The organism is Solwaraspora sp. WMMD791, assembly GCF_029581195.1.
Classification (GTDB): Bacteria; Actinomycetota; Actinomycetes; order Mycobacteriales; family Micromonosporaceae; genus Micromonospora_E.
The window spans coordinates 319,365-340,289 of record NZ_CP120737.1 but is presented as its reverse complement, the minus strand read 5'-3'; the positions used below and the strand labels follow the sequence as shown (position 1 = coordinate 340,289).

Here is a 20,925-nt window from a genome sequence, read left to right as displayed (position 1 = left end):
CCCGCCCCGCCCCGCCCCGACGATCTTGCAGTTATCGAGAGGATTTGTCGGCTTCGTCTATCGATAAGTGCAAGATCGCGGAGAAGGGCAGGGGCGGCGTGGGGTGCGGCGTGGGTCAGCGGGGTTGGACGAAGACCGCGACGGTCCGGGCCGGCACAGTGAAGGTGCCGGTCGAGGAGTCGAAGGCGGCCTGACGGCTCACCGGGTCGGCCGAATCCCGCAGCACCGGGTGCAGCTCCACCGTTGCCCGGCGCAGCTCGGGCAGCCGCTGCCGAACGGTCTGCGGCGTCGCGTTGAAGACCACCGTCACCGACCGCCACCGCTGGTCCAGCCCGGCGGAACGCAGCCGCATGGTGATCACCCCTGGCGTTTCGGCAGGGCCGGCCAGCGGGAAACTGACCCGCTGCTGCACCTCACGGGCGGTTTCCAGAGCGAACACCGGCGACGAGGCACGGATCCGCAGCAGTTCGGCGTACCGGGCCGCGGTCAGGCCGATCGTGGCGCAGTCCGGGACCAGCGCCGGGTCGGCCAGCAGTGGGCCGGCGTACGGCCACTTGTCGGCGTTGTCGGCGGCCGGCGGCAGCCCGGCGCCGAACCCGTTGCCGTCGGCACAGTCCCAGCGGATCTGGTTGAACCAGTCCCCCGAGTTGTACGAGTTGCGGTCCAGCGACTTCGACCGCAACCGTTCGCTGCCGGCGGTGACGAACCCGGTGCCCTGGGCCAGAACGGCCGTGGCCAGGGCGAGCACCTGGGCGCGGGAGCGGTCGGCGGCCGAGGTGCCGGCGGGCAGCTTGTACGCCAGCGCGTCGTAGAGGATCTCGTTGTCGTGGGCGTCGACGTAACTGACCGCCTCCCCCGGTGCCGCCGTGTACCCGGCCGGTGCACCGTTGTAGTCGACGTCCGCTCCGGTCACCCGGTCCCCGGTGGCGCTGGTGAACGCATAACCGGCCAGGTTGCCGGTCAGGCCGACCTTGATGACGTCCTGCTGCTGGCGCAACCGGGTCTCCTGCTCGGCACGGCTGCCGTTGACCGGATCACCGTTGGGGTCGGTGAACAGGCCGCTGGCGAAGCCCTGCACACGGGGGTTGGCATCGAACGGGCCGCCGCCGCGGACCGCGTCACGCAGCCGGTCGGTGAACGTGCCGATCCCGGTGCCGGCCATGTTGAGCTGGGTGGCCTGGACGAACCGGGCGTCGCCGGCGACCTCGCCGAAGTCCCAGCCTTCGCCGTAGAGCAGGATCGCGCGGCCGTCCACGCCGTCGCGGGCGACGGTCAGCTTGTCCAGCGCCGCCCGGACCGCCAGGATGTTCGCCTTCGGGTGGTGGCCCATCAGGTCGAACCGGAAGCCATCCACTTTGTACGCCCTGGCCCAGGTGAGGACCGAGTCGACAACCAGCCGGCCCATCATGGCGTGTTCCGGAGCGGTGTTGGCGCAGCAGGTGGAGGTGGCGATCGACCCGTCGTCGAGCAGCCGGTGGTAGTAGCCGGGCACGATCTGGTCGAGCACCGAGTGCCGGTCCACACCAGCCGCCGACGTGTGGTTGTAGACCACGTCCAGCACCACCCGCAGCCCGGCGGCGTTGAGCCCGGCGACCATCCGGCGGAACTCGACGGTACGCGCGGCACCGTCGGGGTCGGTGGCGTAGCCGCCCTCCGGGACCGTGTAGTGCAGCGGGTCGTAGCCCCAGTTGTAGCCGTCGGCGTCGGCGACGGCGGCGACGCACTCCTGCTGGCGGGGCGAGTCCGGCGGCAGCGCGGCCAGGTCGCAGTCCGGCGCCGCCTGGTCGGCCCGGCGCTCGGGGATGGTGGCGAAGTCGAAGGTCGGCAGCAGGTGCAGGTGGGTGACGCCGGCGTCGGCCAGCGACCGCAGGTGCCGCATCCCCGCGGTACGCGCATCGGTGAACGCAAGGTACGTACCACGCCGGCCGGCGGGGACGCTGTCGTCGGCGATGGAGAAGTCGCGGACCGACACCTCCTGGATCTGGGTACGGCTGGTCGGCACTGCCGCCGGTTTGCGCAGCCGCGCCCAGCCGGCCGGGGCGAGTGCCGGGTCGGCCAGGTCGACGATCAGGCCGTGGGTGGAGTCGGCGGCCAGCGCCACCGCGTACGGGTCGGTGACCGAGGCGGTCACCATCCGCCCGGCGGCCGGCTGCCAGACGTCGACCTGGTAGCGGTAGTAGCGGCCGTACCAGGACGGTTCACCGCGTACCGACCAGACCCCGGTCCGGTCGTCGCGGCGCATCGTCACGGTCCGGGGCGCGGCGGTCGGGGTGTCGTACAACTGCAGGGCGACGGTCCGGGCGGTCGGCGCCCAGACCGACAGGGTGGGCCGCCGGCCGGTGAATCCGACGCCGAGCGGGGCGGTCGTGGCTGCGGCGTACACGTCGTCGAGCACCCCGGGCAGCTGTACGCCGGTGACCGCCAGTAGGTTGCCCTCGTGGTCGCGTTCGGTGACCACGACCTGGCCACGCAGCGCGGCGGCGACCTCGTCCCGGTCCCGCTGGTCGATGCCGAAGCTGCGGTAGGCCCACAGGTGCGGGAACTTGGCGCGCTGTTCCTCGGTGAGTCCGTTGGGTCGCGCGGTCAGCAGGATGGACCGGTGGTCGCCGGTGAGCGAGTCGCCGTCGACGGCCAGCCCGCCGTCGGGGGCCCAGACCAGGTCGTAGCGTTTGCCGTCGGTCGGTCCGGTGGCCCAGGCGATGGTGGACCGGTCGATCCAGTGCGCCCGCTGTGTCGTCAGGTCCAGGTCACGGCCGATGGTCGCGACCGGCGGCAGCAGCCGGTCGGGGTCGCCGGCGAGCAGCCACACCTCACGTCCGACGGCGGCGAAGTCGAGGCGCTGGTCGGTCGGCAGGTCCTTGTCGTCGCCCCGGTGGACGATGTAGCTGAGCCCGGTTGCGCCGTCGACCAGCGGCACCCGGAAGGTGACGCCGAAGTCGTCCCGCGACGCCGGCGGCAGCGGATCGGCCCAGTCGGTGGGGGTGGCGGCGCCGTCCCAGACGTGCAACCCCCAGCCGGTGTAGTCGCCGTCGGCCCGGCGGTAGTGCAGCACCGCGACGCCGTCGTCGGCCGGCGGGTCGGCCTCGCCGGTGGCGTCGCGGCGGGTCGGGTAGAGCGCGGGGTCGCCCTGTCTGACCCACACCTCGCCGGTGGCACCAACGTCGACGGTCCGGTCGACGTCGACGTCCTTCGTTCCGTCGGCGTCGACGACCAGGAAACCGACCGACTTCGCTCCGGGGGCGAGTTTCACCCAGGCGAACCGGCCGTAGCTGTCCTCGCCGACGAACGGGTGGCCGGCCGGCCAGGTGGTCTGCCAGTCCGGGTCGATGTCGCCCCAGGTGTACAGGCCCCAGTCGGCGTAGTCGCCGTCGGTGCGCTGGTAGTGCACGACGAGCCAGTCCCGGGCGGCGGCCTGCGGCGGGGTGCCGACCAGCGCGGTGGCCCTGGCGGTGGCGGTCCGGTGTCTGCTGTCACGCACCACCGCCTTGTACTCGATCCGGGTGCCGGCTGCCAACCCGGTGAGGTCGTGGTGCACCTGGTACGGGGCGTGCCGGGCCCGACCGAGCAGGGTCCACGGGCCGGTGCCGATCCGGGTGGCGACGGTGACCTCGGCGAGCGGGTCGCCGGTCACCTCGGCGGTGACGGCGGCCCGGGTGGCGACGGCGGTGCCGTCGGCGGGGGCGCCGATCGAGACAGTCGGTGCGCCGGCTGGCGCCGGGATCGGGGCACCGGCCCGGTGCACGATCGCCGACAGCGCCGGTACGGTGACCGTGATCCGCCCGTCGGCGTCGGTGCGCACCGGCCGGTGCCGGCCGTGGACGCTGGTGAAGGTGGTGCCGGGTGACCAGGTGTCGACGGTGACCTGCTGGGCGGTGGTGGCGTTGTTGACGGCGACGACGTACTCGACGCGGTCGGCCGGGTCGATGCGGGAGAAGGCGAACACGCCGGGACCGTCGGCGGCGTACCGGGTGACCTGGATGCCGTCGCGCAGCGCCGGGTGGGCGGCGCGCAGCTTGCCGAGTGCGGCGATGCCCCGGTAGAGCGGGTGACGGCGGTCGAACTGGTCCTCGGCGTGGGTGCGGTCGGTGCCGAGCAGATCGTCGTCGAGGTAGTCGGCGACCTGGGAGGCGAACATGGTCTGCCGGGAGTCCTTGTCGCCGCCGGCGCCGGTGAAGCCCTGTTCGTCTCCGGAGTAGATCACCGGTTGGCCCCGGGTGAGGAACATCAGCTCGTGAGCGAGCAGGTCGCGACGGAGGTGGCTGGCGGGGTCGGTGCCGCCGTCGGCGACGAAGGTGCCGATCCGCCCCATGTCGTGGTTGCCGAGGAAGGTGGGCAGCCGGCCGGCGTCGGTGTCGCGGGCGGCGTACAGCGGGTCGTCGGCGTACAGGTCGGCCAGGTCGGCTGCGGAGCCACCGGCCGCGACGTACGAGCGGGCCGCCTCCTGGAAACCGAAGTCGAGGGTGGCCGGCAGGCCGCCCCGACGGACGTAGGTCGAAGTGACCTCGGCGTCGGCGGAGTAGACCTCGCCGAACATGAAGAAGTCGGGTTTGCCGGCGCGGGCGGCGGCGGCGTCGATGCCCCGGCTGAACTGGGGCCAGAAGTCGAGGTTGACGTGCTTGACGGTGTCCAGCCGGTAGCCGTCGACCCCGGTGTCGCGGATCCAGTCGGCGAAGATCTTCGTCATGCCGCGGACCACCTCGGGGCGTTCGGTCCACAGGTCGTCGAGGCCGAAGAAGTCGCCGTACTCGCTGTTCTCACCGACGAAGGTGCTGTCGCCCCGGTTGTGGTACATCGTCGGGTCGTTGAGCCAGGCGGGGACCTTGACCCGGGCGTCGGCGGGGTCGACGACCGGAGTGTACGGGAACCCGTCGGTGTCGACGTCGGGGAAGGCACGGGTGCCGTCGGCGTAGTGGCGGTCCTCGAACGGGCGCCCCTGCGCGTCCCGGTACGGCTCGGTCGCCTTGTCGACGTAGGTGTAGTTGTCCTCGGCGTAGGAGATGACGTCGGCGGTGTGGTTGACGATGACGTCCAGGTAGATCTTGATGCCGCGCCGGTGAGCGAGGTCGACCAGCCGCTTGAGGTCTGCGGTGCTACCGAAGTGCGGGTCGACCCGGGTGAAATCGGTGATCCAGTAGCCGTGGTAGCCGGCCGAGACGTCGTCGCCGCTGCCCTGCACCGGCCGGTTGGCGAAGACCGGGGCCAGCCAGATCGCGGTGGTGCCCAGGCCCTGGATGTAGTCCAGGTTGTCGATCACGCCCTGCAGGTCACCGCCCTGGTAGAAACCCTTGTCGGTGGGGTCGTGACCGGTGACGAGCCGGTCACCGCGCAGGCCGCCGCGGTCGTTGCGCCGATCGCCGTTGGCGAACCGGTCGGGCAGCAGGAAGTAGAACTGTTCGGCTCGGCCCCGGTCGCCGGGGGCTGCGGCGAGGGTCGCCGCCGACGGTTCGGCGCTCCACTGTGGTGCGCCGACCGCCGGCGGAACGGCCTGGCCGGCGGTGGCAGTGGCAGTGGCAGTGGCAGTGGCAGGCGACGGTACGCCGAGCAGGGTTCCGGCAAGTACGGCGGCGAGGGCGTACGGCGTCAGGCGGGACGCACGTGGACGACAGGGTGCGGCTTCCATCGACAGCCTTCCGGTTGATGATGAGCGCACGCTAGCTCTTGCTGCAAGATTCTGCAATATCTTGCAAGCTGATGGTGGGGCAGGCACAGGTGGGGTGCGGTGCGGTGCGTGGGATGCAGCGGGGTGCGGTGGGGTGCGCCGTTGACGGATCAGCGCAGTTGGCACGGTGCGCCGTTGGCGGCGCACCGCTGCGGGGTGGCACCACCGCCGTGGCGCTGGAAGTGGAACCGCAGCGGCACCGACGAGCGGGCCGCGACCGGGACCGAACTGGTGAAGACGTAGTCACGGCCGGACTGGCGTAGCGTCGCCTGCGGCGCACCCTCGACCCAGGCGGCGTACAGCCGGCCGACGTTGTCCGGGAACCTCAGCGTGACCGTCCAGTCACGATCCCGCCGCGAGGTGTTCACCACCAGCACCTCGGCAATGAAGGCGTCGCCGAACTGCTGCAGCACCCGGTACTGGCCGATCACGTCGGGATTGGCCGGCGGCGCCGGCGGGGTGGTCCGCGCCGGCGCGGTGACGCCGGGTGGCAGGACGGTGGCCAGGGCCGGACCGGTGGGCGACGGCATCATGTCCGGTGTGGGCGGTGCGGGGGGTGTCGACGACGGCGGCGCGGGGGCGAGGATCGCCTCGCCGGACGGCGGTGGCGCGACGGCGACCAACTGGCCACCGGTGTTCACCGCAGGCGGCGAGGCGGGCACTCTGGGTTCAGGTTCGGGGGCCGGTCGATCGTTCACCGGCGGCGGCGCCTCCCCGATCGCCCGCGTCTGCATCGGTACGCACCCGGCGGCCACGAGGAAGATGACCGTCATGACAGCCAGTCCACTCAGGACAACTACCCACGGTGCCATTGCGATCACGTTCGACGGCGTCCACACGACTCGAGAAGCGTGCTTGCCGTCCACGTTGACCCCCTTAGCGCGACAGCGTCCCGCGGAAGAGTAGCGATCCTGACCCGGCACGCAAAAGGGCTAGTTACTCATTAGTTAGTCGAGTGGGGTAACAGTACAGATACACACCCCATCGCGACCGACCCGCAACAGGTAGTGGAATCGCCGACCCGGCACGGACCGGCCTTCGGCGTCGAGGTACTCCCACTCGGCCTCGACGGCCACCAGGGCAGCGCTGACCTGCCGAACGTCATGGAAGCGGGTATGCGCGGCGACGATCCGGCGCACCTGGTAGTCGGCGGCCGCGCCGACGAACGACAACGCGACCGCGGCCGGGGACGAGAAGGAGAAGCTGTAGGTGTCGGCGACCACCATCGCCGGCGACGCGAAGCAGGCGGCCAACTCAGGAATGTCGCCAGCGGTCACGGCCGCCCCGTACCGGTCGAAGAAGTCGGTCAGCGCGTCCAGGTCGGTCGAGGTGTCCACCCGACCTCATCTGCCCACCCGCCTCCTGCGGCAAACCCTCCCCGGCGGCCGGCCGGGGGCCGGGGTTGCGCCAGTAGCAAGACGGACGTACGGTTTTATTGCGATCCGCAGTCGGGGTAAGTGTTACCTCACCCGAACGACGCGGTAATCCGTACGAAAGACTGCCAGGACGACCAGGGACCAGCGGTAAGGAGTCCGACGTGGCGAGCCTCGACACCTTCGGTGCGAAGAGCCAGCTGCGCGTCGCCGACGCGAGCTACGAGATTTTCAAGATCGACACCGTGGCGGGTCACGAACGCCTGCCGTACAGCCTGAAGATCCTGCTGGAGAATCTGCTCCGCACCGAGGACGGGGCCAACGTCACCGCCGAGCAGATCCGGGCACTCGGGTCCTGGGATCCCGGCGCCGAACCGAGCGTGGAGATCCAGTTCACCCCGGCCCGGGTCCTGATGCAGGACTTCACCGGCGTCCCCTGCGTGGTCGATCTCGCCACCATGCGGGAGGCCGTCCGCGACCTCGGCGGCGACCCGACCAAGGTCAACCCGCTCGCCCCGGCCGAGTTGGTCATCGACCACTCGGTCATCGCCGACCTGTTCGGCCGCGAGGACGCGTTCGCCCGCAACGTCGAGCTGGAGTACGGCCGCAACAAGGAGCGCTACCAGTTCCTGCGCTGGGGCCAGACCGCGTTCAACGAGTTCAAGGTCGTCCCGCCCGGCACCGGCATCGTGCACCAGGTCAACATCGAGTACCTGGCCCGCACGATCATGGAGCGCAACGGGCAGGCCTACCCGGACACCGTCGTCGGCACCGACTCGCACACCACGATGGTCAACGGCCTCGGGGTGCTCGGCTGGGGCGTCGGCGGCATCGAGGCCGAGGCGGCGATGCTCGGCCAGCCGGTCAGCATGTTGATCCCCCGGGTCGTCGGCTTCAAGCTCTCCGGCGAGGCGCCCGCCGGCACCACCGCCACCGACCTGGTGCTCACCATCACCGAGATGCTGCGCCAGCACGGCGTGGTCGGCAAGTTCGTCGAGTTCTACGGCCCCGGCGTCAGCGCCGTACCGCTGGCCAACCGGGCCACCATCGGCAACATGTCACCCGAGTACGGCTCCACCGTCGCGATCTTCCCGATCGACGCCGAGACCATCAACTACCTGCGGCTCACCGGGCGCGACGACGCCCAGGTCGCCCTGGTCGAGGCGTACGCCAAGGAACAGGGCCTGTGGCACGACCCGGCCGCCGAGCCGCACTACTCGGAGCGCCTCGAGCTCGACCTGTCGACCATCGAGCCGTCCCTGGCCGGGCCGAAGCGCCCGCAGGACCGGGTGCCGCTGGGCAGCGCCAAGACGATGTTCCGGTCCGCACTGACCGACTACGTCTCCAGCGACCCGACGCCGGCCGTGGCCGGTCCTGCCGACGAGGCCAGCGTCGAGTCGTTCCCGGCCAGTGACCCGCCGGCCGCCGACGGTGCCGACGACCCGGCCGACAAGCCGCACGAGCTGATCAGCGCCTCGCTCGGTGCCGGCGGGCGGGCCAGCAAGCCGGTCACGGTCACCGGCGCCGACGGCACCTCGTTCGAGCTCGACCACGGCGCGGTGGTGATCGCTGCGATCACCTCCTGCACCAACACCTCCAACCCGCAGGTGATGCTCGGCGCCGCGCTGCTGGCCCGCAACGCCGTCGACCGGGGCCTTGCCCGTAAGCCGTGGGTGAAGACCACCCTGGCACCGGGCTCGAAGGTCGTCATGGACTACTACGAGCGGGCCGGGCTCACCCCGTACCTGGAGAAGCTCGGCTTCCACCTGGTCGGCTACGGCTGCACCACCTGCATCGGCAACTCCGGCCCACTGCCCGAGGAGATCTCGGCCGCCGTCAACGAGCACGACCTGACGGTGGTGTCGGTGCTCTCCGGCAACCGCAACTTCGAGGGCCGGATCAACCCGGACGTCAAGATGAACTACCTGGCCTCGCCGCCGCTGGTGGTCGCCTACGCCCTGGCCGGGACGATGGACATCGACCTGGCCACTGAGCCGTTGGGCACCGGATCCGACGGCGAGCCGGTGTACCTGCGCGACATCTGGCCCAGCAACGCCGAGATCGAGCAGGTCCGGGCCGGTGCGATCGGCGCAGCCGGCTTCGGCGCCGCGTACGCCGACGTGTTCGCCGGTGACGAACGGTGGCAGTCGCTGCCCACCCCGACCGGGGACACCTTCACCTGGGCCGACGATTCGACCTACGTCCGCAAGCCCCCGTACTTCGAGGGCATGGCGCCGACGCCGCAGCCGGTGACCGACATCGCCGGTGCCCGGGTGCTGGCCAAGCTCGGCGACTCGGTGACCACGGACCACATCTCGCCGGCCGGGGCGATCAAGCCCGACTCCCCCGCCGGCCGGTACCTCACCGAGCACGGCGTACCCCGGCACGAGTTCAACTCCTACGGGTCGCGGCGCGGCAACCACGAAGTCATGATCCGTGGCACCTTCGCCAACATCCGGCTGCGCAACCAACTGGTGCCGGGCGTCGAGGGCGGGTTCACCGTCAACCACCTGACCGGGGAGCAGACCAGCATCTACGACGCCTCGGTGGCGTACGCGCAGGCCGGCGTACCGCTGGTGGTGCTGGCCGGCAAGGAGTACGGGTCCGGTTCGTCGCGGGACTGGGCAGCCAAGGGCACCATGCTGCTCGGCGTGCGGGCGGTCATCGCCGAGTCCTACGAGCGGATCCACCGCTCCAACCTGATCGGCATGGGGGTGCTGCCGCTGCAGTACCCGGTCGGGCAGGACGCGGCGTCGCTCGGGCTCACCGGGACCGAGACGATCGACATCGTCGGCGTCGACGCCCTCAACGACGGCGCCACGCCGCGCACCGTGACGGTGCGGACCGACACCGGGGTCGAGTTCGACGCCGTGGTCCGCATCGACACCCCGGGCGAGGCCGACTACTACCGGCACGGCGGCATTCTGCAGTACGTGCTGCGCAAGATGCTCGCCAGCTGAGCTGACGACGCGGTGACGGTGGGCGGTGACCGGGGTTCCGGTCACCGCCCACCGTCGTGGTGTGCCAAGCTCGGGGCATGGACGACAGGACGCTGCTGGCCCGCATCCGCCAACTGGTCGACGAGGAGCACGAACTGCGTACCCGGTACACCGCCGGGCAGCTGTCCGCCGACGAGGAGCACGCCCGGTTGGGCGCGCTGGAGGAGGCGCTCGACCAGTGCTGGGACCTGTTGCGGCGGCGTAGGGCCGCCCGCGAGTCCGGGGGTGACCCGGATGCGGTCCAGCCCCGCCCGACCGGCGAGGTGGAGAGCTACCTACAGTGACCGCAGCGGTCGGCCGCCTCCGATGCGGCCGGCCGGGCTCAGCCACAAGCGCCGGCCGGGCTCAGCACAAGCGCCGGCCGGGCTCAGCACAAGCGCCGGCCGGGCTCAGCCGAAGCGCCGGTCGGGCTCAGCCGGCGAGCACGGCGGCGACCGCCGGGATGACGCCGGACGCCTGACGCGTCGGCGCGTACCGGTCGTCGAGCCAGCTGCGGCCCCGGTGCAGCCAGACGCTGGGCAGCCCGGTGGCCGCGGCACCACCGATGTCGGCCTCCGGGCTGTCGCCGACCATCCAGGCCCCGCGCAGCCGCATCCGGACGCTCTGTGCGGCCAGCGCGAAGATCCTCGGGTTGGGTTTGCTGACCCCGGCCGCCTCGGAGATCACCCAGTCCGCCACGTAACGGTCCAGCCCGGTCCGGCGGATCTTCGCCTCCTGCTGGCGGACCGCACCGTTGGTGACCACGACCGGTACCCACCCGGCGTCCTTGGCGATCCGCAGCGAGCAGGCGACCAACGGATCGAGCCGGCTGTGCGCGACCACCCCGTCGTGCAGTTCCTCCACCAGGTCGACCACCGAGACCCGCAGCTGGTACCGGTCACGGATGGCGTCGGCGAGGTCCCAGCGGTCGGTCAACCCGTCGGCGTCGACGGATATCAGCCAGTCGATGTCGTCGTACGGGGCGCCGATCGAGTTCAGGAACTCCTGACCCCACACGCGGAACGCCCCTGCCCGGTCGAGCAGGGTGTTGTCCAGATCCAGGAGCAGGAGTGGCACGGGCGCACCTTACGCGACAGCACGTATCGCGGAACAGTCCCGCTGTGTTAAACCGTAGACTTAACAAGCCGTACGTACGGATTGCACCAGGTCGGCCCACCTGACACGATCACATCATGCCCCGGGTGAGCCAGGTCCAACTCGATGCCCGTCGCCAGGAGATCCTCGCCGCGGCGCGGGTCTGCTTCGCCCGGCACGGGTACGAGGGCGCCACCGTACGGCGGCTGGAGGAGGCGACCGGCCTGTCCCGGGGAGCCATCTTCCACCACTTCCGGGACAAGGACTCCCTGTTCCTCGCCGTAGCCGAGGACGACGCGGCCGCCATGGTCGAGACGGTGGCCCGCAACGGCCTCGTCCAGGTCATGCGGGATCTGCTGCACCGCTCCGCCGCGCCGGACACCGCCGGCTGGCTGGGCAGCCAGCTCGAAGTGTCCCGACGGCTGCGTACCGACCCCGACTTCGCCCGCCGGTGGACGGCCCGGTCGGCGGCGATCGCCGAGGCCACCCGGGACCGGCTGCGGCGGCAACGCGACGCCGGGGTGCTGCGCGACGACGTACCGATCGACGTGCTGGCCCGGTTCCTGGAGCTGGCCTACGACGGGCTGGTGCTGCACCTGGCGATGGGCCGACCGGCCGGTGACCTGGGTGCCGTGCTCGACCTGGTCGAAGAGGCGGTACGCCGCCCCCGGCGCTGAGTCGTCGCGGCCGACTGGCGCGGCTGTCGCACACTGAGGCCACACGGCGCGGTACGACCCCGATCACGCCGTGTGGAGACGAACTGTCGCACACCTCGGAGGCGTAATGACGTCCGGCGACACCTGGGGCATCCCCGGCCCCACCTTCCTGGCCTTGTTCGGATTCACGGCGGCGATTCTGCTGCTGGTCAACGTGGCCTACCGGCTGCTGGCGCTGGCCGGCCGGGAGCAGACCCGGTCAGGTGAGCTCACCGGCACCGAGGTCGCCTACCTCACCGGCGGTGCCCAGCGTGCCGTGCAGTCCGCCCTCGGCGCCCTACGCAGCGCCGGGGCGATCGACGTCGCCCCCGGTGGCAGGCTGAGCGCGCCCGGACCGCTCCCGGCCGGCGCCGACGATCTCACCGCGACCGTCCACCGCTGCGCCCACGAGCAGCGCCGGGTCCGTGACCTGTCGGACAACGTCTGGGTACGGCAGAGCCTGGACCGCCTGTACGGCCGGCTGGCCGACCGTGACCTGCTGGTCCCGCCGGCCCGCCGCGCCACCGCCCGCTGGCTGGGCGCCGCGATGCTGGTGCTGGCGGGCGTCGGCGTACTGCGGCTGATCGCCGGAATGTCGACCGGCCGCCCGATCGGCTACCTGATGCTGCTGTTGGCCCTGACCGTCCCGATCGGACTCTTCCTGACCATCAAGGTCCCCGCGGTCACCGCCGCCGGCCGGCGGGCCCTGGCGGAGTTGGCCCGCCGGCACCGGCACCTCGCGCCCAGCAACCGGCCTTCGTACGCCACCTATGGCGCGGCCGATGCCGCGATGGGGGTCGCACTGTTTGGGGCGGTAGCGCTGTGGACGATGGATCCGGACTTCGCGCAGACCGCCGAGATCCAGCGCAACGCCACCAACTCCGGTGGGGGCGACGGCGGCGGCGGTGGCGACGGTGGTGGGGGTGACGGCGGCGGCGGGTGCGGTGGCGGCTGCGGCGGGTGCGGCGGATGACCGGACCGTACGGCGTCGGCATCGGCTGGCGTACGGAGATCGCCGGAGTCGTGGCGGCGCTGCCCGGACTGCGGTTCACCGAGGTGATCGCCGAGTCGGTCGACCCGGACCGGCCGATCGACCCGCAGCTGGCCGCGCTGCGCGCACGCGGCGTGGCCGTCGTCCCGCACGGCGTACGGCTCTCCCTCGGTGGTGCCGAGCCGGTCGAGGCGACCCGGGTCACCCGACTGGCCCGGGTCGCGCAGCTGCTGGACGCCCCGCTGGTCAGCGAGCACATCGCGTTCGTGCGGGCCGGCGGCGTCGAGGCCGGTCATCTGCTGCCGTTGCCACGGACCCGGGCCGCCGTCGACGCGGTGGTGGCGAACGTGGCCCGCGCCCGCGCGAACCTGCCGGTGCCGCTGGCCCTCGAACCGATCGCCGCGCTCTTCGACTGGCCCGACGACGAGTTCGACGAGCCGGACTTCGTCACCGAGATCCTCGACCGCTGCGACGCGCTGCTGCTGCTCGACGTCGCCAACGTGTACGCCAACGCCCGCAACCGGGGGCAGGACCCGCTCGCCGTGCTGGAGCGGATGCCGCTGGACCGGATCGCCTACCTGCACGTGGCCGGCGGTGCCGCCGACCACGACGGGATCTACCACGACACGCACACCGACGCGGTGCCCGCCGAGGTGCTGGGGCTGCTCGCCGACCTGTCCGCCCGCCGTCGACCGCCGGCGGTGCTGCTGGAACGCGACGGCCACTATCCGCCGGCGGCCCAGCTGCGCGCCGAGTTGGACGCGGTCGCGGTGGCGGCCGGACTGGCACCGGTCACGTGAGCCGGTCGGTGCCCCGTACCGGCGTCGGGCCCGCACCCGACGGCGGCCCGCCCGGCGGTGCCGACGGACTGGCCGCCGCCCAGCGGGCGCTGGTCGCCGCGCTCGTGGCGGGCGCGGCCGACCCGGTCGGCTTCGACCGGCACCGGCTCGCTGTGGCCCGCCGGGCGCTGCTGCACAAGCGGGCCGGCGAGCTGGCCCGGCACTGGCCCGACCTGGTCCACTCGCTCGCCGACCGGTGGCCCGCCGTCTTCGTCGACTGGGCGCGGGGCCGGCCGCCGGTCGGCGGCTGGCGCGACGGCTGGGACCTGGCCCGCCGGCTGGCCGACGACGGACAGCTTCCGGCGACCGCCCGGACCGCACTCGCCGCCGCCGAGGTCCGCTGGCGCTACGATGGCCGCTCCGGGCCCCGGCCCCGCTGGTGGCCGGCCCTGCGTCGGACGCCGGACGGCGTCGTGGTCCAGGTCGCCGGTCGGGTACGGCTGCTGCGCCGGCCTACCCCCGCTGGCCAGGGCCGCCGACGAGGACGCGCCGCACGGTAGGACCCGCCGACGGCGGCAGCGGCGGGATGTAGCAGGATCGCCGGCATGGATCTGGGCCTCACCGACCGGGTGTACGTGTTGACCGGCGCGTCCCGAGGACTCGGGTTCGCCACCGCCGCCTGTCTGGTCGCCGACGGTGCCCGGGTGGTCCTCGGAGCCCGCGACCCCGACCGGCTGGCGGCTGCCGTGGACCGGCTCGGCGGCCCGGACCACGCCGTCGCGGTCCCGTCGGACCTGGCGGCACTCGAGGACGCCCAGCGGCTGGTGGACACGGCGACCGACCGCTTCGGGCGGCTGGACGGTGCTCTGGTGTCGGTCGGCGGGCCGGCGCCCGGCGACGCCGATACCGTCGACGACCAGCAGTGGCGGGACGCCTTCGAGACCGTCTTCCTCGGCACAGTACGGATGGTGCGGACCGTCGCCGACGCGCTGCCAGCCGGCGGCGCGGTCGCGCTGGTGCTGTCGACCTCGGTCCGGATGCCGGTGCCGGGGCTGGGCATCTCCAACGGGCTGCGCCCCGGGCTCGCCGCCGTCGGCAAGGAGCTCGCCGACCGGTACGCCCGACGCGGCGTACGGGTGGTCAGCCTGCTGCCCGGCCGGATCATGACCGACCGCAACGCCGAGCTCTTCGCCGCCGCCCCGGATCCGCAGCAGGCCCGCGCCGACGCGCAGGCCGCGATCCCGCTCGGTCGGCTCGGCGATCCGGCGGAGTTCGGCCGGGTCGCCGCGTTCGTGCTGTCCCCGGCGGCCAGCTACCTGACCGGGCTGACCATCCCGGTCGACGGTGGCGCGCTGCCGTACCCGTGATCGCGCGGATCGCGGCCGGCGGTGCCGGGCGGCTGCTGCCCGACGTCGTCGGCCCGGACCTCGACGTGCTGTTCAGTGGGATCAACCCCAGCCTGTACTCGGCGGCGGTCGGGCACCACTTCGCCCGGCCCGGTAACCGGTTCTGGCCGACGCTGCACCGGTCCGGGTTCACCGACCGGCAACTGCACCCGACAGAGGACCGGCTCCTGCCCGCCCTCGGCCTCGGGTTGACCAACGTGGTGCCCCGGGCCACCGCGCGCGCCGACGAACTGCGCCCCGACGAGTTCGTCGCCGGCGCGCAGCGGCTGACCCGGCTGGTCGAGCAGCTGCGGCCCCGGTGGATCGCGGTGGTCGGGGTGACCGCGTACCGTGCCGGGTTCGACCGCCCCCGGGCGGTGATCGGCCGGCAGGCCGAGACGTTGGCCGGCGCCCAGCTGTGGGTGCTGCCGAATCCGAGTGGACTCAACGCCCGCTATCAGCTGGACGACCTGGCGGCCGCGTTCGCCGACCTGCGGCGTGCCGTCACGGCCGGGTGAGCCACGACCGGCGGCTCACCCGCGGTGTCGCTGCAGGCGTTCCCGGACCAGCTGGCCGAACAACCCGCCGGGCTGGCCACAGTCGAGGCACTGCAACGCCTCGTCGAGCCGGTGTCCACCGCACTGGTCGCAGCGGCCCCGGTCGCGGGGGTCGCATCCCGACAGCCTAGTCAGCCGCCCGGTTCGGCATCGATCGGGAAGCGCCGCGCCCCGGCGAGCGAGACCGGATCCGGGCCGGTGTCGTCGGTGTACGGCGTCGGTGAATCGGCGACGGCGAACTGGGTGCGGTAGAGCTCGGCGTAGAGCCCGCCGGCACCGATCAGCTCGGTGTGCCGGCCCCGCTCCACGATCCGGCCCTCGTCGAGCACCAGGATCTGGTCCGCGTCGCGGACCGTGGAGAGCCGGTGGGCGATCACCAACGCCGTACGGCCGGTCAACGCCACGGACAGCGCCCGCTGCACCGCTGCTTCGGATTCGGAGTCCAGGTGGGCGGTTGCCTCGTCGAGGATGACGATCGACGGTGCCTTGAGCAGCAGCCGGGCGATCGCGATGCGTTGCTTCTCGCCGCCGGAGAAGCGGTACCCGCGCTCGCCGACCACGGTGTCCAGCCCGTCCGGCAGGGCGCGGACCAACTCCTCGACCTGCGCGCCGCGCAACGCCGCCCACAGTTCGTCGTCGGTGGCGTCCGGTCGGGCGTACCGCAGGTTCTCGGCGATCGTCTCGTGGAACAGGTGGGAGTCCTGGGTGACCACACCGATGGTGTCCCGCAGCGAGGCGAGGGTCGCGTCCCGTACGTCCACCCCGCCGACCAGGACCTGACCGTCGGTGACGTCGTAGACCCGGGGAACCAGCATCGCGGTGGTGCTCTTGCCGGCGCCGGAGGGCCCGACCAGCGCGACGAGTTGGCCCGGCTCGGCGGTGAACGACAGCCCGCGCAGCACCGGTTCGGCGGTGGTGCGGTCCAGCGTCGCCACGTCCTCCAGCGAGGCGAGCGACACCTCGGCCGCGCTCGGGTAGCGGAACCGGACGTCGCGGAACTCCAACCGGCCGGCACCGGCCGGCACCGCGACGGCGTCGGGGCGTTCGCTGATCGACGGGGCGAGGTCGAGCACCTCGAACACCCGGTCGAAGGAGACCAGCGCGCTCATCACGTCGACCCGGACGTTGGACAAGGCGGTGAGCGGGCCGTACAGCCGGGTCAGCAGCAGGGCGAGGGTCACGACGGTGCCGGCGCTGACCGCCCCGGTGACGGCCAGCCATCCACCGAGGCCGTAGGTGAGGGCCTGGGCCAGGGAGGCGACGAGGAGCATCGCCACGAAGAAGGTCCGCGAGTACATCGCGGACTGGATGCCGATCTGGCGGACCCGGTCGGCCCGCTCGGCGAACCGCTGGGCCTCCACGTCGGGCTGGCCGAAGAGTTTGACCAGCAGCGCCCCGGCGACCCCGAACCGCTCGGTCATCGTGGCGTTCATCTTGGCGTCGAGGTCGTACGACTCGCGGGTGATCTCGGCCAACCGGCGGCCGACCCGGCGGGCCGGCACGATGAAGATCGGCAGCAGCACCAGCGACAGGGCGGTGATCTGCCAGGAGAGGGTGAACATCACGGCGGCGGTGAGCACCAGCTGGATGACGTTGCTGACCACGCCGGACAGGGTGGAGGTGAAGGCCCGCTGGGCACCGATCACGTCGTTGTTCAGCCGGCTGACCAGGGCGCCGGTCTGGGTGCGGGTGAAGAACTGCAGCGGCATCCGCTGGACGTGGTCGTAGACCCGGGTGCGCAGGTCGAGGATGATGCCCTCACCGATACGGGCGGCGTACCAGCGTTGGGCGAGGGAGAGCAGGGCGTCGGCGACGGCGAGCCCGGCGATGAACAACGCCAGGCGTACCACGGTCGCGCCGGCGTCGGTCCCGCCGGCGGTGATCGCGTTGACCACGCTGCCGGCCAGGACCGGGGTGGCGACCCCGATGCCGGCGGCCAGCACCACGGTGACCAGGAAGACGACGATGTCCCGGCGGTACGGGCCGGCGAAGGCGACGATCCGTCGGGTGGTGCCCCGACTGACCCGGTGGGCACGCACCTGGTCACCGTCGCGCATCGAGCGCAGCATGCTCCAGCTGGCTCCCATGCCGCCCGGACCGCCCATCCCACCGCCACCACCAGCCATCGAAACCGGCCACCCCCACCTTCCGTGTCGCCCCGGTCGCGGACGTGTCCCCGGTCGGGTCGAACCGTCTCCGGGCACCAGTGTCCCCGATGCCTCCGACAACGATTGCAGGTAACTACCGTATTCCCTCTCCGGGCCTTACCGGTCGAGGGATCGGACGGACCGGCCACCGCCGTGAGTCATTCGCCGGTCCCGGCCAGGTCCTGGATCCGACGGACCTGGGCGTCGCGCTCGGCGCGCAGTTGGTCCGCCGGGCTGCGGTCGGTCGCCCCGGCGAGCAGCGCCTTGATCTCGACCACCGCGTCGCGTGGACCGGCGAGTACGGCGGCCACCAGGTCCGCCACCGCGGCGGACAGGTCGGCGCCGGGCACCACCAGGTTGGCCAGCCCCAGCCGCTGCGCCTCGGCGGCGTCGACCCACCGGCCGGTCACACAGATCTCCACCGCACGGGCGTAGCCGACCGTTTCGACGAGCCGACGGGTCCCGCCGAGGTCGGGCACCAGCCCGAGGGTCACCTCGGCCATCCGCAGTCGGGCGTCCTCGGTAACGATCCGCAGGTCACAGGCGAGTGCGAGCTGAAATCCCGCGCCGACCGCCGGGCCGTGCACCGCAGCAACGCTGATCAGGTCGGGTCGCCCCAGCCAGGTGAAGGCCTCCTGGAAGCCGGCGATCTTCTCGGCCGCCCGGTCCGCCGGAAGGTCGGCCAACGACGTACGGAGCTGTTCGATGGCTCGCCGGTCGAGGCCGGCGGAGAAGCCCCGGCCCGCGCCGCGGACCACCACCACCCGTGTGTCGCCGCGCAACTCCCGGCCGATGTCACGCAACGCACGCCACGTGTGGGGCGTCTGGGCGTTGAGCACGTCGGGCCGGTCCAACGTCACCGTCGCAACCGGCCCGTCGTAGTCGAGGCGTACGCCGTCGGTCACGGTCAACGGGGGCTCTGACCGTCGTGACGGAGAACGCGACACGCAGGTGCGGTCATCCCTTCTTGCGACGCCGAGCGCCGCCACGCTGACGCAGCTGCACGCCGGATTCGGTGAGCACCCGGTGGACGAAGCCGTAGGAACGGCCGGTGGAGGCCGCCAGGGCGCGGATGCTCTCCCCGGAGGTGTAGCGCTTGACGAGATCCTTGGCCAGGGTCTGACGCTCGGCTCCGACGATCCGGCGACCCTTCTCGGTGGTGGCGGCTGTGCCGGTGGCTGCCATGTTGATTCCTCACGTCCCAGACTGTGTGGTTCGATGCGGTCCCACCTATTAGACCGCCTCCAACGATCATGCGCCAGATATCAACTGTTCGCCAACCGACACGCACGACCGTGTCAGTTACCCGATACAGCACCCTGAGAGAATCCCCGCCGGCGGCCCCGGTTGTTCCGGCGACAGCCGCCACACCAGCCGTGTTCATGCAATTCGCGCTATCCGATAATGACGTTCACCGATACAAGATGAGGGCACCGAGGAACACCTGTTCATGCAAGTTCCACGAGTTCGAGCAGGTCGTCGCTCCATGCGTCCTCGTCGCCGTCCGGCAACAGAATCGCCCGGTCGGGCTTGAGTGCCGACACCGCGCCCGGGTCGTGGGTGACGAGCACGATGGCACCGGGATACCGGGCGATGGCGTCCAGAACCTGTTCACGGCTGACCGGATCCAGGTTGTTCGTCGGCTCGTCGAGCAGCAATACGTTCGCACCGGAACAGACCAGCGTCGCCAGGGCGAGCCGGGTCTTCTCCCCACCCGAGAGCACCCCGGCCGGCTTGTTCACGTCGTCACCGCTGAACAGGAACGCGCCGAGTATCTTTCGCAGGTCGGTATCGGACTGCTCCACGGCCGCACTGCGCATGTGGTCGAGCACCGACCGGTCGACGTCCAGGGTCTCGTGTTCCTGCGCGTAGTAGCCGAGCCGCAGCCCGTGCCCGGCGTGCACCGCACCGGAATCCGGCTCCAGCAGGCCACCGAGAATCCGCAGCAGAGTCGTCTTGCCCGCACCGTTGAGCCCGAGGATCGCCACCCGCGAACCCCGGTCGACCGCCACGTCGACCCCGGAGAAGATCTCCAACGAGCCGTACGACTTCGACAGGCCCGCGGCCGTCAGCGGGGTCTTGCCGCACGGTGCCGGGCTCGGGAAGCGGACCTTGGCCACCTTGTCCGCGACCCGTTCGTCCTCCAGCCCGGCGAGCAGCTTCTCGGCACGCCGGGCCATGTTCTGCGCGGCGACCGTCTTCGTCGCCTTGGCCCGCATCTTGTCAGCCTGGGCGAGCAGCGCCCCGGCCTTCTTCTCCGCGTTGGCGCGCTCCCGCCGCCGGCGCCGTTCGTCGGTCTCCCGCTGCTGCTGGTACGCCGCCCAACCGACGTTGTACAGATCGACAACCGATCGGGTGGCGTCGAGGAACCACACCTTGTTGACGACGGCGTCCAGCAGATCCACGTCGTGGCTGATCACCACCAGCCCGCCCTTGTGCCCGCCGAGGAAGCCCCGCAGCCAGGTGATCGAGTCGGCGTCGAGGTGGTTGGTCGGCTCGTCGAGCAACAGGATGCCGCCGCCGTTCTCCGCCGCGTCCCGGAACAGGATCCGGGCCAGCTCGATCCGTCGCCGCTGACCGCCGGAGAGGGTGCCGATCGTCTGTCCGAGGACGCGGTCGGGCAGCCCGAGGTTCGCGCAGATCCGGGCCGCCTCGGCCTCGGCCGCGTACCCGCCGAGCGACGCGAACTGATCCTCGAGGGTGCCGTACCGGCGGACCAGCCGCTCGTCCGTGCCGCCCTCGGCGAGCCGGGCCTCCAGCTCGGCCATCTGCGACATCAGGGTGTCCAACCCCCGGGCAGACAGGACCCGGTCGCGGGCGGTGACGTTCAGGTCGCCGGTACGCGGATCCTGCGGCAGGTAGCCGACGGCGCTACGCCGCTCGATCTGTCCGGCGTACGGCAGTCCCTCACCCGCCAGGACCTTGAGCGTGGTGGTCTTGCCCGCACCGTTGCGGCCGACCAGGCCGATCCGGTCGCCGGGCTGCACCCGCAGCGTGGTGTCGGAGAGCAGGATTCGCGACCCCGCGCGGAGTTCCAGGCCGGTTGCGGTGATCATCGGTGACTCGCTCCTGATGTCGAGGGCTGACTCGCGGACATGACAAAGCGCCGACAGGTCGTCGACCGTCGGCGCGGGGCGGTTCAGCCTTCGCAGAGCAGCACGGACCCATAGTACCGTCGGGTGCTCCACGGCTCCCAACCGATTACCGTCGGCGCACGGTGACCAGCCCGCCGACCCGGCCGAGCTGCACCGCGGCCGGGTTCCGAC

General features: G+C 71.9%; 16 protein-coding genes. 8 read left to right on the top strand and 8 right to left on the bottom strand.

From position 1 onward, the window contains the following. Positions 1-115: 115 nt before the first annotated feature. The 3 genes from pulA to O7623_RS01555 form a co-directional block, all read right to left on the bottom strand. Positions 116-5,620 carry a pullulanase-type alpha-1,6-glucosidase gene (gene pulA / locus O7623_RS01565; RefSeq protein WP_282226775.1) on the bottom strand — a complete coding sequence of 1,835 codons (5,505 nt, stop codon included), beginning with the start codon at positions 5,618-5,620 and terminating at the stop codon, positions 116-118. 149 nt (positions 5,621-5,769) lie between these two features. After that, entirely contained in the window at positions 5,770-6,432 is a 663-nt protein-coding gene (locus tag O7623_RS01560) for a hypothetical protein (protein ID WP_282226774.1), read from the bottom strand. A 174-nt stretch (positions 6,433-6,606) separates the two neighbouring features. Then, positions 6,607-6,996 carry a hypothetical protein gene (locus tag O7623_RS01555; RefSeq protein ID WP_282226773.1) on the bottom strand — a complete coding sequence of 130 codons (390 nt, stop codon included), beginning with the start codon at positions 6,994-6,996 and terminating at the stop codon, positions 6,607-6,609. 200 nt (positions 6,997-7,196) lie between these two features. Here O7623_RS01555 and O7623_RS01550 point away from each other — a divergent pair, with 200 nt between their 5' ends. Both O7623_RS01550 and O7623_RS01545 read left to right on the top strand, forming a co-directional pair. Continuing rightward, the gene (locus tag O7623_RS01550) at positions 7,197-9,992 is read left to right on the top strand and encodes an aconitate hydratase (protein ID WP_282226772.1); all 2,796 of its coding nucleotides are present in this window, start codon (positions 7,197-7,199) and stop codon (positions 9,990-9,992) included. Between the two features lie 77 nt (positions 9,993-10,069). Then, positions 10,070-10,315: a DUF2630 family protein gene (locus O7623_RS01545; protein WP_282226771.1), complete on the top strand. Its 246-nt coding sequence runs from the start codon at positions 10,070-10,072 to the stop codon at positions 10,313-10,315. 127 nt (positions 10,316-10,442) lie between these two features. Here the strand turns inward: O7623_RS01545 and O7623_RS01540 are convergent, their stop codons facing one another. Then, complete coding sequence (locus tag O7623_RS01540; RefSeq protein WP_282226770.1) at positions 10,443-11,087, bottom strand: HAD family hydrolase; 645 nt, start codon at positions 11,085-11,087, stop codon at positions 10,443-10,445. 116 nt (positions 11,088-11,203) lie between these two features. Here O7623_RS01540 and O7623_RS01535 point away from each other — a divergent pair, with 116 nt between their 5' ends. The 6 genes from O7623_RS01535 to mug all read left to right on the top strand — a co-directional run bounded on the left by O7623_RS01535 (position 11,204) and on the right by mug (position 15,473). Continuing rightward, complete coding sequence (locus tag O7623_RS01535) at positions 11,204-11,782, top strand: TetR/AcrR family transcriptional regulator (RefSeq protein WP_282226769.1); 579 nt, start codon at positions 11,204-11,206, stop codon at positions 11,780-11,782. A 106-nt stretch (positions 11,783-11,888) separates the two neighbouring features. Further along, positions 11,889-12,773, top strand: coding sequence for a TIGR04222 domain-containing membrane protein (locus O7623_RS01530; RefSeq protein ID WP_282226768.1), 885 nt, complete (start codon positions 11,889-11,891; stop codon positions 12,771-12,773). After that, entirely contained in the window at positions 12,770-13,591 is an 822-nt protein-coding gene (locus tag O7623_RS01525; protein WP_282226767.1) for a DUF692 domain-containing protein, read from the top strand. Before O7623_RS01530 ends, O7623_RS01525 begins: the two co-directional genes overlap by 4 nt. An 8-nt stretch (positions 13,592-13,599) precedes the next feature. Next, positions 13,600-14,130 carry a hypothetical protein gene (locus O7623_RS01520; protein WP_282226766.1) on the top strand — a complete coding sequence of 177 codons (531 nt, stop codon included), beginning with the start codon at positions 13,600-13,602 and terminating at the stop codon, positions 14,128-14,130. A gap of 45 nt (positions 14,131-14,175) precedes the next feature. Beyond that, a complete protein-coding gene (locus O7623_RS01515; RefSeq protein ID WP_282226765.1) occupies positions 14,176-14,937 on the top strand; it encodes an SDR family oxidoreductase in 762 nt (253 codons plus the stop codon). Further along, the gene (gene mug / locus O7623_RS01510; protein WP_282226764.1) at positions 14,934-15,473 is read left to right on the top strand and encodes a G/U mismatch-specific DNA glycosylase; all 540 of its coding nucleotides are present in this window, start codon (positions 14,934-14,936) and stop codon (positions 15,471-15,473) included. The genes O7623_RS01515 and mug overlap by 4 nt, the downstream gene beginning before the upstream one ends. A 170-nt stretch (positions 15,474-15,643) precedes the next feature. On the opposite strand, the gene O7623_RS01505 is transcribed toward mug, so the two are convergent. The 4 genes from O7623_RS01505 to O7623_RS01490 form a co-directional block, all read right to left on the bottom strand. Further along, positions 15,644-17,617: an ABC transporter ATP-binding protein gene (locus tag O7623_RS01505; protein ID WP_282229694.1), complete on the bottom strand. Its 1,974-nt coding sequence runs from the start codon at positions 17,615-17,617 to the stop codon at positions 15,644-15,646. A gap of 200 nt (positions 17,618-17,817) precedes the next feature. Further along, a complete protein-coding gene (locus tag O7623_RS01500; protein WP_282226763.1) occupies positions 17,818-18,570 on the bottom strand; it encodes an enoyl-CoA hydratase/isomerase family protein in 753 nt (250 codons plus the stop codon). A gap of 46 nt (positions 18,571-18,616) precedes the next feature. Beyond that, positions 18,617-18,844, bottom strand: coding sequence for a helix-turn-helix domain-containing protein (locus tag O7623_RS01495; RefSeq protein ID WP_123602399.1), 228 nt, complete (start codon positions 18,842-18,844; stop codon positions 18,617-18,619). Between the two features lie 263 nt (positions 18,845-19,107). Beyond that, the gene (locus tag O7623_RS01490; RefSeq protein ID WP_282226762.1) at positions 19,108-20,715 is read right to left on the bottom strand and encodes an ABC-F family ATP-binding cassette domain-containing protein; all 1,608 of its coding nucleotides are present in this window, start codon (positions 20,713-20,715) and stop codon (positions 19,108-19,110) included. Positions 20,716-20,925 lie beyond the last annotated feature (210 nt).